This window comes from Flavobacterium microcysteis (assembly GCF_006385255.1).
GTDB classification, from domain to species: domain Bacteria; phylum Bacteroidota; class Bacteroidia; order Flavobacteriales; family Flavobacteriaceae; genus Flavobacterium; species Flavobacterium microcysteis.
In genome coordinates, this window is the sequence record NZ_VFJE01000055.1 from 153832 (window position 1) to 166267 (window position 12436).

The 12436-nt window shown below is 36.9% G+C and carries 10 protein-coding genes and 1 riboswitch; of the genes, 7 read left to right on the top strand and 3 right to left on the bottom strand.

What is annotated here, in order from left to right:
• The first annotated feature begins 49 nt into the window (after positions 1-49).
• The 3 genes from yidC (at position 50) to mnmA (ending at position 4178) form a co-directional block, all read left to right on the top strand.
• Complete coding sequence (gene yidC / locus FJA49_RS11930; protein ID WP_140001145.1) at positions 50-1990, top strand: membrane protein insertase YidC; 1941 nt, start codon at positions 50-52, stop codon at positions 1988-1990.
• Between the two features lie 144 nt (positions 1991-2134).
• Positions 2135-2884, top strand: coding sequence for a toxin-antitoxin system YwqK family antitoxin (locus tag FJA49_RS11935; protein ID WP_140001146.1), 750 nt, complete (start codon positions 2135-2137; stop codon positions 2882-2884).
• A gap of 106 nt (positions 2885-2990) precedes the next feature.
• Positions 2991-4178 carry a tRNA 2-thiouridine(34) synthase MnmA gene (gene mnmA, locus FJA49_RS11940; protein ID WP_140001147.1) on the top strand — a complete coding sequence of 396 codons (1188 nt, stop codon included), beginning with the start codon at positions 2991-2993 and terminating at the stop codon, positions 4176-4178.
• A gap of 438 nt (positions 4179-4616) precedes the next feature.
• Here mnmA and FJA49_RS11945 read toward each other — a convergent pair whose 3' ends face one another.
• Entirely contained in the window at positions 4617-5810 is a 1194-nt protein-coding gene (locus FJA49_RS11945) for a homoserine dehydrogenase (RefSeq protein ID WP_140001148.1), read from the bottom strand.
• Between the two features lie 12 nt (positions 5811-5822).
• Positions 5823-7001 (bottom strand): trans-sulfuration enzyme family protein, encoded by a 1179-nt coding sequence (locus tag FJA49_RS11950; RefSeq protein ID WP_140001149.1) that lies wholly within the window; start codon positions 6999-7001, stop codon positions 5823-5825.
• A gap of 150 nt (positions 7002-7151) precedes the next feature.
• Positions 7152-7260, bottom strand: a riboswitch (SAM riboswitch).
• A 195-nt stretch (positions 7261-7455) separates the two neighbouring features.
• Between FJA49_RS11950 and FJA49_RS11955 the strand changes: the two genes are divergently transcribed.
• The 3 genes from FJA49_RS11955 to FJA49_RS11965 are packed head-to-tail and all read left to right on the top strand — an operon-like array spanning position 7456 to position 10400.
• Entirely contained in the window at positions 7456-7806 is a 351-nt protein-coding gene (locus FJA49_RS11955) for a bleomycin resistance protein (RefSeq protein ID WP_140001150.1), read from the top strand.
• Between the two features lie 3 nt (positions 7807-7809).
• Complete coding sequence (locus FJA49_RS11960) at positions 7810-9423, top strand: S8 family serine peptidase (RefSeq protein WP_140001151.1); 1614 nt, start codon at positions 7810-7812, stop codon at positions 9421-9423.
• Between the two features lie 38 nt (positions 9424-9461).
• Entirely contained in the window at positions 9462-10400 is a 939-nt protein-coding gene (locus FJA49_RS11965) for an NAD(P)H-dependent flavin oxidoreductase (RefSeq protein WP_140001152.1), read from the top strand.
• Between the two features lie 34 nt (positions 10401-10434).
• On the opposite strand, the gene FJA49_RS11970 is transcribed toward FJA49_RS11965, so the two are convergent.
• Positions 10435-11067 (bottom strand): carbonic anhydrase, encoded by a 633-nt coding sequence (locus FJA49_RS11970; protein ID WP_140001153.1) that lies wholly within the window; start codon positions 11065-11067, stop codon positions 10435-10437.
• Positions 11068-11487: 420 nt separating this feature from the next.
• Here FJA49_RS11970 and FJA49_RS11975 point away from each other — a divergent pair, with 420 nt between their 5' ends.
• On the top strand, positions 11488-12435 hold the full coding sequence (locus FJA49_RS11975) for an SPFH domain-containing protein (RefSeq protein ID WP_233590146.1): 948 nt from the start codon (positions 11488-11490) through the stop codon (positions 12433-12435).
• Position 12436 lies beyond the last annotated feature (1 nt).

Here is a 12436-nt window from a genome sequence, read left to right on the forward strand (position 1 = left end):
AAAGAACTAACGCGTTTAATGCGTAATTAAATTAATTATTTAGAATACAATGGAAGAAAAAAAGTTTGACCGTAATTCAATTATTGGCTTCGTTTTGATTTTTGTGCTTTTGTTAGGCGTAATGTATTTCAATAAGCCTTCACAAAAAGAAGTTGACGCAAAAGCCAAGATTGAAGCCGAAAAACAAAAAGCAGCAACAGTAGCAGAAAAAGAAGCCGCAATAACCGCAGTTGATACTACGGCAAAAGATTCGCTTCAATTAGAAAAATTGAAAAGCTCTTTAGGCAGTTTTGCTTACGCTGCAACACTTCCATCAGCAAAACCGGAAATCCAGACTTTAGAAAATGATTTGGTAAAACTTACTTTTTCTAACAAAGGTGGTTACATTGTTGGTGCAGAAATGAAAAATTTCGAAGCCGTTAGCAAAGGTTCTGGTAAACTAGTTAAAATAATAAAAGACAATAACGCCAAACTTAACATAGAGCTTAAAACACAAGGCAATCTTGTATTGAATACAAAAGACCTGTATTTTGAGCCAGCTCTTACTAAAGAAGGCGAAAACCAGGTACTGACCATGCGCTTAAAAGCAGGTGCTGAACAATATTTGGAATACCGCTATGTATTGAAGCCAAAAGAATACATGCTTGATTTCTCTATCAGAACGCAAGGTTTGAGCAATGTACTTCAAACATCTAATCCACTTCCTTTGGAATGGAGCATGAAAACGTACAGAAGCGAAAAAAGTATTTCGTATGAAAACCGTTATACAGAATTGGTATACGAATACGAAAATGGTAAAGACGATTATTTAGGACAATCTTCTAGCGATAAACAAGCTAAAGAAGTAACCTATATCGCATTCAAACAGCATTTCTTTACTTCAATCCTTTTGACAGACACGCCATTTAAGGTAGCAGAACTGAAATCGGATAATCTGGTTAAGGATACTGAAAAAGATACCATCTTCACAAAATCGTTTAAAGCTACTGTTCCTTTGGCTTTCAAAGGTGGAGAAGTTAACTATAATATGAACTGGTATTACGGACCAGCTGATTATAAAATCTTAAACAAATATGAGAGAAACCTTGACGAAGTAATTTCGCTAGGTTGGGGAATCTTTGGTTGGATTAACCGTTGGATCTTTATTCCGGTTTATGACTTCTTGAGCCTTTTCTTATCACATGGAATCGCAATTATCGTATTTACGATTCTGGTACGTTTAGTAATGTCGCCAGTAACGTATAAGTCGTATTTGTCACAGGCAAAAATGAAAGTACTTCGTCCGGAAATTTTGGAATTGAACGAGAAGTTCAAGAAAGATCCGATGAAGAAACAGCAAGAAACAATGAAGCTGTACAACAAGGCAGGCGTCAATCCTATGGCAGGATGTTTACCGGCTTTGATGCAGATTCCAGTATTCTACGCCTTATTCCAGTTTTTCCCTTCAGCAATTGAACTAAGACAGAAAAGTTTCCTTTGGGCAGAAGATTTATCTTCTTTTGATGCTATTTTCTCATGGAAACAGCACATACCGGTAATTTCATCTTTTTATGGAAACCATATCAGCTTATTCCCGATTTTGGCAGCAATTGCTATCTTCTTCTACATGAAAATGACAACGGGTGACCAGGCAATGAGTGCGCCACCACAAGAAGGTATGCCGGATATGAGCAAAATCATGAAAATGATGATTTATATCTCGCCTTTGATGATGATGATTTTCTTTAACAACAACGCTTCTGGATTGAGTTTGTACTATTTTATTTCCAACACGATTACAATTGGTATCATGCTGGTAATTAAAAACTACATCATCAATGATGAAAAAATCCACGCAAGAATCCAAGAGAACAAAACTAAAGAAAAGCCAAAAAGCAAATTCCAGCAAAAAATGCAGGAAATGATGGAGCAGGCGCAAGAGCAGCAAAAACAAAAAAACAAAACTCTGGAGGATAAGAAAAAATCACTAGACGACAGAAAAAAGAAATAAAAACAAAAAAGCACTCAACTCGGGTGCTTTTTTAAATTCTTAGGGAATCTGTAGCATAAAAGTTTTCGGCAGGCTTTTTGAAAGAAGAAGACGGCAATAAAAACAGATATTTTTAGTTAACAAGAATAATAAATCCACTATTGTATGAAATCACTTATCATAACATGTATTCTATTTTTATCGTTATTCCAAACTTCCTATTCTCAGGAAACTAATAAGCTTGACGACAAGGGCCAGCGCCACGGACTTTGGAAAGGTACTTATACTGAATCAAAAAGACCACGTTATGAAGGAACGTTTGATCATGGAAAAGAAACCGGAACTTTTAAGTTTTTTGATGATACTAAAGAACTAAAAGTTATTGCCACTAGAGATTTTAGTGCAAAAGACGGCAGCGCTTATACTACTTTTTTTGACCAAAAAGGAAATAAGGTTAGTGAAGGAAAAGAAGTGAACAAGCTCTATGAAGGAGAATGGAAATACTATCACTTGGAGTCAAAAGAAATAATGACTGTTGAAAAATACTCCAAGGGAAAGTTAAATGGTGCAAGGAAAGTTTTTTATAGAAGCGGAAAAATAGCTGAAGAAGCAAATTATAAGGACGGAATTAAAAACGGACCCTACAAAAAGTATAGTGAAAAAGGAGCTGTTTTAGAAGATGCGACTTATAAAAACGGAGAATTTGACGGAGCCGTGATTTATAATGATGATGCCGGAAAAACCGTAAAAGGACAATTCAAAAACGGTAAGAAATCCGGAATATGGAAATATTATGAAAACGGAAAACTGGTCAAAGAAGAAAACCCAAACAAGCCGGTAAGAGAAAAATTTAAAATCGATAGCAAAAACAAAGGAGCTCGAAAACTGCCACAAAACGCTCCTGCCAATAAATAAATTTCTCAAATGCATTTATAAATTAAACAAATGCAGTGAACACAAATACTATTCTATTTTGACGTAATTTTGCACCGTCAAATAATTTGAATTAAATAATAAGAAAATGAAACGTGTCGTAGTAGGTCTTTCTGGTGGTGTCGATTCTAGTGTTGCTGCTTATTTACTTAAGGAGCAGGGCTATGAAGTCATTGGCCTTTTTATGAAAAACTGGCATGACGATACCGTAACGATTTCTAACGAATGTCCTTGGCTGGAAGACAGTAATGATGCGCTTCTGGTAGCTGAGAAATTAGGAATTCCTTTTCAGACCATAGACTTAAGCGAGCAATACCAGGAAAAAATCGTGGACTATATGTTCAGCGAATATGAAAAAGGAAGAACACCTAATCCGGATGTGTTGTGCAACCGTGAAATCAAGTTTGATGTCTTTATGAAAATTGCATTGAGTCTTGGGGCTGATTATGTCGCAACCGGACACTATTGCAGAAAAGGAGAAATTGAAGTTGATGGAAAGCCGGTATACCAACTGTTAGCTGGTGTTGATGGAAATAAAGACCAATCTTATTTCCTTTGCCAGCTTTCGCAAGAACAATTGGCAAAATCCTTATTCCCAATTGGAGAATTGACAAAACCTGAGGTTAGAGAAATTGCAGCCAAAATGGAACTGGTTACAGCGGAAAAGAAAGATTCGCAAGGTTTGTGTTTTATTGGGAAAGTCCGCCTGCCGGAATTCCTACAGCAAAAATTACAGCCAAAAGATGGACTGATTTTTGAAATTGGAGCCGATCAGGAAATTTATAAAAAAGAAAAAACCGATTTTAATTCTTTGCAAGAAGAACTTGCTCATGAAGCAGCATCAATTCCTTATGTTCCGGCAATGGGTAAAGTGGTTGGAAAACACCAAGGTGCTCATTATTTTACAAAAGGACAGCGAAAAGGACTAAATGTAGGTGGAACCGTAGAGCCTCTTTTTATTATTGAAACTGATGTTGAAAATAATATCATCTATACCGGGCAAGGAAATCACCATCCGGGACTTTATAAAAAAGCTCTTTTTGTAGAACGTTCCGAAGTGCATTGGATTCGTCAGGATTTGGCATTGAAAAACGGTGAATCGATGGAAGTAATGGCAAGAATCCGTTACCGCCAACCATTGCAAAAAGCTACGCTACACCAATATGAAGATGGACTGTATGTAGCTTTTGAAGAAGCACAATCAGCCATTACAGAAGGACAATTTGTTTCCTGGCATTTAGGAGAAGAATTGATTGGTTCGGGAGTAATAGCTTAAGTTTCTGAGGTGCTAAGGTTCTAAGGCGCTAAGTTTATGTTTCTTTCTGCGAAAGAGAAAGTTGTTGAAAAACAGTGTTTTAGGATCGTTTCCATTTAGTCCAGACTTCTCAAATCTGCATAATTATTTTAATCCGTGTTAATCTGCGTGCTTTTAAAGAGCCACTAAGGTTCTGAGGTACTAAGATGCTAAGTTTGTGTTTTTGTGTGCAAAAAGGAAGTTGTAAAAGTAGATTGTATCCTTTCGTTTAGTACAGATAATCAATGTAATTATTCTAATCTGTGGCTAAAACAAAAATTAGAAGCAGGAGTAACTAATTAAAATTAATACTTCTGTATAGTCATTAAAAATTATAACCTATTATAAAATAAAAACCCGACAATCACTTGTCGGGTTTTTTGATGAACAAAATATATAACAAACAAACTAAACAACTAATTAGGCAATATCCAACAGTACGAAAGACTTGTCAATACTTTCGTCAAAATGGATGTTTCTTAGGTTTTCTAGAGAAATCGTACCGGTTATATAACCCGATTCATGATTCAGATAGGATTCGTCAATAGCAGAAAAATGTTTCTTCAAAGTAACCGCATCTTCAATCTGGTGTCTTAGGAAAACCTTTAGATTTACAGCGTCAGACAGGCTGTAATCTTCCTGCTGCGCAATCTTTTTATATTCGTATTGGTAGTCATAGCTCAAGGCTGAAATATCGCTCAGTACAGCCGAAGCCGTTGGATGGGCACCAGCACCTTTGCCCACGAAAAACTGTTCGTCAGCAAAACTGGTTTTAGTAATCACGCCATTGAAAACATCATCAACATTAAACAGACGGTCATTAGAGTCCACAAATTTTGGAATAACGAAAGCAGTAATATTTCCATCTGTATTCTTAAAAGCCTGTGCGACCAATTTTATTTTTAGTCCTTTTTCACGGGCGTATTTTAATTCTAATCCGCCAATATTATTAATTCCAATATTCAACAGGTCTTCAGGTCTTGCAATATACCCGAAGGAATGTGCCAAAAGAATCAGTAGCTTGTATTTGGCATCAAAACCGCCAGTGTCTAAAATAGGGTTGCTTTCTGCAAATCCTTTTTCCTGGGCTTCTTTTAAGGCTTCTTCATAAGACAGGTTTTCCTTAAAAGTTTTGGTCAGTATATAATTGGTAGAACCGTTCACGATACCTTGGATCGACTCTAAAAGGTCATTATCATAATATTCTTCTAAATTCCGAATGATAGGCATGCTGGCACAACAAGCAGCTTCATAGAGCAGTGGGACGTTGTGTTTTCTCTGCAATTCCAATAATTCCTCAAAATGTTCTGCGATCATTTTTTTGTTGGCAGAAACTACGGCTTTTCCACTTTTTAAAGCAGTCGTTACGATTTCATAAGCTGCATCTGCATCATCAATAAGCTCTACAATAACATTGATTTCCGGATCGTTGAAAATATCGTTTTTGTCGAAAGTAAAATTTTCTGCTCCAATTTCACGTGGCTTGTTTTGGTTTTTGACACAGATTTTTTTGATGTCGGCTTTTAACCCCGGAGTTTTTTGCAAAACTTCATACAATCCGAAACCAACACATCCAAAGCCGAATAATCCTATATTTAATTTTTTTCTTGACATTTTTTCGAGTAATTAATTTTTATGGAATTCGACAGTGGTATTTTCTGTAATAGCATTTTGCAATGCCTGCTTTAAGTCGGCAATCAGGTCATCAGCATCTTCCAAGCCTACAGAAAGGCGGATTAGGCTATCAGTAACGCCTGATTGGTATCTTTTTTCAGCAGGAATTGATTTATGAGTCATTTCGCATGGCAGACAACACAGACTTTTCACACCACCCAAACTTTCTGCCAATTGGAATAATTTTGTTCCCGATACGATTCTTGAAGCCAGTTCCTTATCGTCAATAACCAAATCAAAGGTCACAACACCGCCAAAATATTTCTGCTGACTTTTGGCAATTTCATGATTGACATGGGTTTTAAGTCCCGGATAATAAACATTACGAATTAGCTTTTCAGTAGTCAGGAATTCGGCAATTTTCTGTGCATTTTCAGCATGTTGCTTGATTCGTAGCTGTAAGGTTTCGATACCACGTATAACCAGCCAGCTATCAAATGGGCCTAAAATAGCGCCTGAAGCATTCTGGATGAATTTAATCTTAGCGCCTAATTCTTCTGTAGCCGTAATCACCAAGCCGGCTATCAGGTCACTGTGTCCTGAGATATACTTTGTCGCACTGTGGACAATCAGGTCGGCACCAAAATCAATCGGTTTTTGGGCGATAGGAGAGGCGAAAGTATTGTCAACGCAGAACAGGATATTGTTTTCTTTTGCAATTTTCCCAATCGCACGCAAATCTGAAATCTTTAAGGTTGGATTGGTTGGAGATTCGATCCATATCAGGGCTGTCTTGTCACTGATGGCGTTGGCAACATTTTTGGCATCGGTTGCATCGACATAAGTCACCTGTATTCCGAATTTTTCATACACATGAGTAAATAGGCGGAAAGCACCTCCGTAAATATCGTCTACCGCTATGATTTCGTCTCCGGCAGATAATAATTTGACAACAGCATCTATTGCTGCAAGTCCGCTGGAAAAGGCATAGCCATTAGTTCCGTTCTCCAATTTAGCGGCCAAATCTTCAAGAACTTTTCGTGTAGGATTGTTGCTTCTTGCATAATCGAAACCTTTGTGAACACCAGGGGCGTCTTGTACAAAAGTAGAAGTTTGGTAAATTGGCACCGAAATGGAACCTGTTAGTTTATCAACTGGAATGTAGTTTAGAATTTGAGTTTGCTCTTTCATCGTGATTCGTTTTTAAGTTTTTTTAATATTTTTTTTCGCTTTTAAAAAAAATATTCGAAACCAGATATCGGAAAGGGCATAAAATAAAAATGCTCCTCCGATAAGTCAGAAGAGCAAATAATATCTCGAGTTATTATGTACTATTTTCTAAGCTTATCTTTCCCTGCCAAAGCAAGGGTTGAATGTGGCACCTTATCCTCAATAGGACAGGTTGCCAAGACGTCATAGGGTCAATTCCCTCGGTCTTTCTGGATAAGAATAATCTTTTAAAGAACTTGGCTGCAAATTTAGAGTATAAAATATTTATAAACCTAATAAAAAATAAAATATTTTTTATTTTATTGATTTTCAATGTGTTGAATTGAGTGTAAATACTGTAAATAGTGGTAGTCAAAGTGTTTTATAAAAATTCAATTTTGTAAATTTGACATTCATATCTAAAAAAATATCGGTTTTGAATTCAAAAATAACCCAGATTATTTCTCAGCTTCCTTCTTTAAACTTTGAAAAGTCCAAACAGTTTTATCAGGAAGTTTTAGGTTGTAGATTAGTGGAGGAATACGAAGACCTTTTGATTTTTTTATGGGATGATAATGAAATCCACCTATGGAAATGTGGTGAAAAAATAGTTCCTGAAAATTCAAGCTGCTACATTCGAGTACATGATATTGAGGCTGTTTTTGAACGGTATAAAAAAGTTTTGGGAGATAAGATAGCGCTTAAAGACCAGCCTTGGGGAATGCGGGAGTTTTATATTATTGATGATAGCGGCAATTTGTTTAAGTTTGGACAGCCAATACAATAGCTTATGAAGAAAATTACCTTTTTAGTTATCTTGCTTTCAGGCTTCTGGGCTATGGCTCAAGAAGATGCCTGGGTGTATTTTACAGATAAACCAGATGCAGCTCATTATCTGGCAAATCCGCTGGAAATGCTTTCGCAGAGAGCGCTTGACAGAAGGACAAGACAGAATATTTCATTAGACGACAAGGATGTTCCTATTTCGGTATCGTATATCAATCAGGTTACGGCTTCGGCAGGAATTACGGTCAAGGCCAAATCAAAATGGATGAATGCGTTACACATTAGAGGTACGGTAGAAGCCATCCAAAATCTTGAAAGTCTGACTTTCGTTGACCATGTCCAGTTTGCGAATGCTACATTAAATACTACAGGCCGAGCCATGCGTCAATCCCAATCAGCCGTTGTAAATAAAGACCAGGAAGTTCAGGTAAGTTTTGGATATGGTTCCTCTGTTAACCAGATTCAAATGCTAAAAGGAAATCTGTTGCACCAGCAAGATTTTACTGGGAATGGAAAAATAATTGCGGTCTTGGATGCCGGTTTTCCTAATGTAAATACGGCACAACCTTTTCAACGACTTCTTAATAACAATAAGATTTTAGGAGGCTATGACTTTGTAAACAGAAATGCAAACTTTTACACAGGTGGCACTCATGGAACTTTGGTACTTTCTACTATAGGCGGTTATGTTGAAAACCAATTAGTAGGAACAGGACCTGATGCGTCTTACTATCTTTTTATAACGGAAGATGTTTTGGATGAAAATCCGGTTGAGGAATCCTACTGGGTTGAAGCTGCTGAAATGGCTGACAGCCTTGGTGTTGATATTATCAATACATCCTTAGGATATTTCATATACAACAATCCCAATTATAGTTATAGCTATGCCAATATGAATGGTACAACAGCTTTTATTTCTCGTGGGGCAGATACTGCTTTTTCAAGAGGAATGATTTGTGTTGTTTCAGCAGGAAATTCTGGAGCCGGGCCCAATCCAAACATCAGCGCTCCGGCAGATGCTATCAATGCGCTGGCAGTAGGAGCTGTTACATCAGATGGAAGTTATGCCAGTTTTAGTTCTATTGGTCCTTCATTTGACGGTAGAGTAAAACCCGATATAATGGCGCAAGGCCAACAAGCCGTTGTTTCTGATATTTTTGGCAATATTGTTACTGCCAATGGAACCTCATTTTCTTCGCCAATAATTTCAGGCATGGTGGCTTGTTTATGGCAGGCTTTTCCCAATAAAACAAATGTGGAGATTATGCAAATGATTAAGCAGTCTGCCCATTTATATACTACTCCAAACAACCAGTTTGGCTATGGAATACCAGATTTTAATAAGGCCGTTACCAATGCTTTAGCAACTCCACATTTTTCTGAAAACGAATTTTCTGTATATCCAAATCCGGCTCATTCTGTCGTGAATTTGACCCTTCCTGAATCTTATGGAGAAGTACAGATTTTTATTTATAACCAACTAGGACAAGAAATTATAAATAAGGAAATCAAAAAAGAAAACCCTTCCTTTTCTGTTGAAAATCTGCAATCGGGTATTTACCTGTATAAAATCAAAGCAGGAAATACGTATAAAACAGGAAAATTAGCCGTTAAATAACAGCTTGAAAAACAAATAATAAACCATAACTAAATTAAATGAATAAGATTACACAGCTTTTCAATATACAATATCCAATTGTTCAAGGTGGTATGATATGGAACAGCGGTTACAAATTAGCAAGTGCGGTTAGTAATGCCGGTGGATTGGGATTAATTGGAGCAGGATCAATGTATCCGGAAGTCCTTAGAGAACATATCCAGAAATGTAAAAAAGCGACTGATAAGCCCTTTGGCGTCAATGTTCCGATGCTCTATCCGAATATTGAAGAAATCATGAATATTATTGTAGAAGAAGGCGTAAAAATTGTGTTTACTTCCGCAGGTAATCCTAAAACATGGACAAGCTTTTTAAAAGAAAAAGGAATTACTGTTGTTCATGTGGTTAGTAGTTCAAAATTCGCTCTAAAAGCGCAAGAAGCAGGTGTTGATGCCGTTGTCGCAGAAGGTTTTGAGGCTGGCGGCCATAACGGAAGAGAAGAAACAACAACGTTGACTTTAATCCCGATGGTTCGTGAAAAAATAGAGATTCCACTCATTGCAGCCGGAGGAATTGCTACCGGAAGAGGAATGCTTGCCGCAATGGTTTTGGGTGCCGATGGCGTTCAGGTGGGAAGCCGTTTTGCAGCATCGATCGAAAGTTCATCCCATGCCGATTTTAAACAGACCATCGTTGATTTGGAAGAAGGCGGAACACAAGTGACTTTAAAAGAATTGGCACCAGTGCGATTAATTAAAAATAAATTCTACCAGGATATACAAGAGCTTTATGCCAAATGTCCTACAACAGATGATCTTAAGGTTTTACTGGGAAGAGCCCGTGCCAAAAGAGGAATGTTTGAAGGCGATTTAGTAGAAGGCGAACTTGAAATCGGTCAGATTTCAGGACTTATTCACGATATAAAACCGGTAAAAGAAATCGTCCAGAATATGGTTTCTGAATTTGAAAAAGCAAAACAGGAAGCTGTTTCTTTATAAAAAAAATCCCTTTGCTCAACAAAGGGATTTTTTTTTAATCATGACCAAGATTATAGATTTCCATGATATTTTTCATGATATGGTCAAAATCCAGCTTTAAATCGATTAGTTTTCCGGATTCTATGTCAAATACCCAACCGTGAATCTGAAGTCCTCTTTCGTTGTATGCTTTTTGCACTTCGGCAGTTTTAACCAAATTAACGCACTGTTCCTGTACATTTAATTCGACCAGCCTGTTGTATTTTGCAGTTTCATCTTCAATAGCATTCAGTTCATTCTTATGCAGCCTGTAAACGTCGCGTATGTTTCGCAGCCACGGATTAAGAACGCCCAAATCTTCGGCTTGCATCGCAGCTTTTACACCGCCACAGAAGTAATGTCCGCAAACCACGACATGATTGACATGGAGGTAGTTTACAGCATAATTCAATACTGACATCACATTCAGGTCAATACTGATTACCATATTAGCAATATTTCTGTGTACAAAAACTTCTCCGGGAGAAACGCCCATCAAATCTTCTGCTGTAACACGGCTGTCAGAACATCCAATATATAAAATATCCGGATTTTGTCCTTTTGATAAGTTCATGAAATAGTCCGGATCTTTTTGCAATTTTTCAGCAATCCACTTTTCATTATTTCGGAATACTTTTTCTAGTTCCATAGTATGATAGTTAGTTGGGAGATTTTTATATGATAAAGATAATCAATTAGCATAAATCCCAAAAAAAATAAGTGACAGGTAAAAAGTCAACAAAAATCAGTAGGAAACAAATATCTGTAAGATCTTAGATAGATTTGAAAAATTAAGATATCGTAATGATTATTCTAAAAATATAAAAACAACCTGTTGTACATTTTAAATAATACCGCTTTAGGACAGCATAGATTTTATATTGCAAAAACCAGATTAAAAAACATTATTTTATTTTTTTGTTATTATTTTTCAGTTTCGTTAAAAAAAAAGTATATTAGCAAATATAAAAAAGCACAAGGGTTGCGTTCCGCTTAAATTGAAACTCATTCAGTTTATATAATTTTCATGGAGTAGCAGCCAATATTTACAAGCCATACAAAATAGAATATGATAAAATCCGAATTTATAGAAATTATAGAAGCCACTACACCGGATCCAAACCTGTTGATGTGGAGATTTGAAAACAGCAAAGAAATTAAAAACGGGGCTAAACTAACCGTAAGAGAATCTCAAGTTGCCGTTTTTCTAAATAAAGGACAGTTGGCAGATGTCTTTCTGCCCGGTTTGCATAAACTAAACACTGAAAACATTCCGGTTCTAAGCCGTTTAAAGGGTTGGGAACACGGCTTTGAAAGTCCCTTCAAAACAGATATTTATTTTGTAAACACCCGTCAGTTTGTCAACAACAAATGGGGAACCCCCGTACCAATTATGATGCGTGATCCCGAATTCGGACAAGTACGTGTCCGGGCTTTTGGTACATTTGACATACAGATAAAAGATTTTGGCGCCTTTTTCCGCCAGTATACAGGTTCTTACGAAACGTTTACCATTTTTGAACTCCAGCACGAGCTCAGAGACTTTATAGCTCCTAAATTTGGAGAAGTATTGGCTCAGGAAAATATTTCAGTGAAGGATATTGCTGGTAACATTACCGAAATAGGTAAAAAAATAACCCCCACATTACAGCCCTACTTTGCCCAGTTCGGTATCGATTTAATCACATTTACTATCACAAGCGTAACGCTTCCCGATGAGGTAGCTGCCCATTATGACAAGATTACCAATATGAATATGGTAACTGACATGGATAAATTTACCAAATTCAATACTGCACAAGCCATAGCCCAAAAAGGAACTGTTGCCAATGAGGGAATCACAAATGGAATGATGGCAGGTATGATGATAAATCAAATGCAACAACAAAACCATCTGCAACCGCCACAAGAAGATATAACCGTTAAACTGCAAAAACTAAAAATCTTATTTGAAAACGAGCTAATAGATGAGGCGGAATATAAGGCAAAGAAAGCAGAATTGATGGACAAACTATAAG

Bases quoted from the DNA above. Each gene is read 5' to 3' on its own strand.
- FJA49_RS11945 (WP_140001148.1), bottom strand. From the start codon at position 5,810: ATGTCAAGAAAAAAATTAAATATAGGATTATTCGGCTTTGGATGTGTT.
- mnmA (WP_140001147.1), top strand. From the start codon at position 2,991: ATGAAACGTGTCGTAGTAGGTCTTTCTGGTGGTGTCGATTCTAGTGTT.
- FJA49_RS11965 (WP_140001152.1), top strand. From the start codon at position 9,462: ATGAATAAGATTACACAGCTTTTCAATATACAATATCCAATTGTTCAA.
- FJA49_RS11935 (WP_140001146.1), top strand. From the start codon at position 2,135: ATGAAATCACTTATCATAACATGTATTCTATTTTTATCGTTATTCCAA.
- FJA49_RS11970 (WP_140001153.1), bottom strand. From the start codon at position 11,067: ATGGAACTAGAAAAAGTATTCCGAAATAATGAAAAGTGGATTGCTGAA.
- FJA49_RS11950 (WP_140001149.1), bottom strand. From the start codon at position 7,001: ATGAAAGAGCAAACTCAAATTCTAAACTACATTCCAGTTGATAAACTA.
- yidC (WP_140001145.1), top strand. From the start codon at position 50: ATGGAAGAAAAAAAGTTTGACCGTAATTCAATTATTGGCTTCGTTTTG.
- FJA49_RS11975 (WP_233590146.1), top strand. From the start codon at position 11,488: ATGATAAAATCCGAATTTATAGAAATTATAGAAGCCACTACACCGGAT.
- FJA49_RS11960 (WP_140001151.1), top strand. From the start codon at position 7,810: ATGAAGAAAATTACCTTTTTAGTTATCTTGCTTTCAGGCTTCTGGGCT.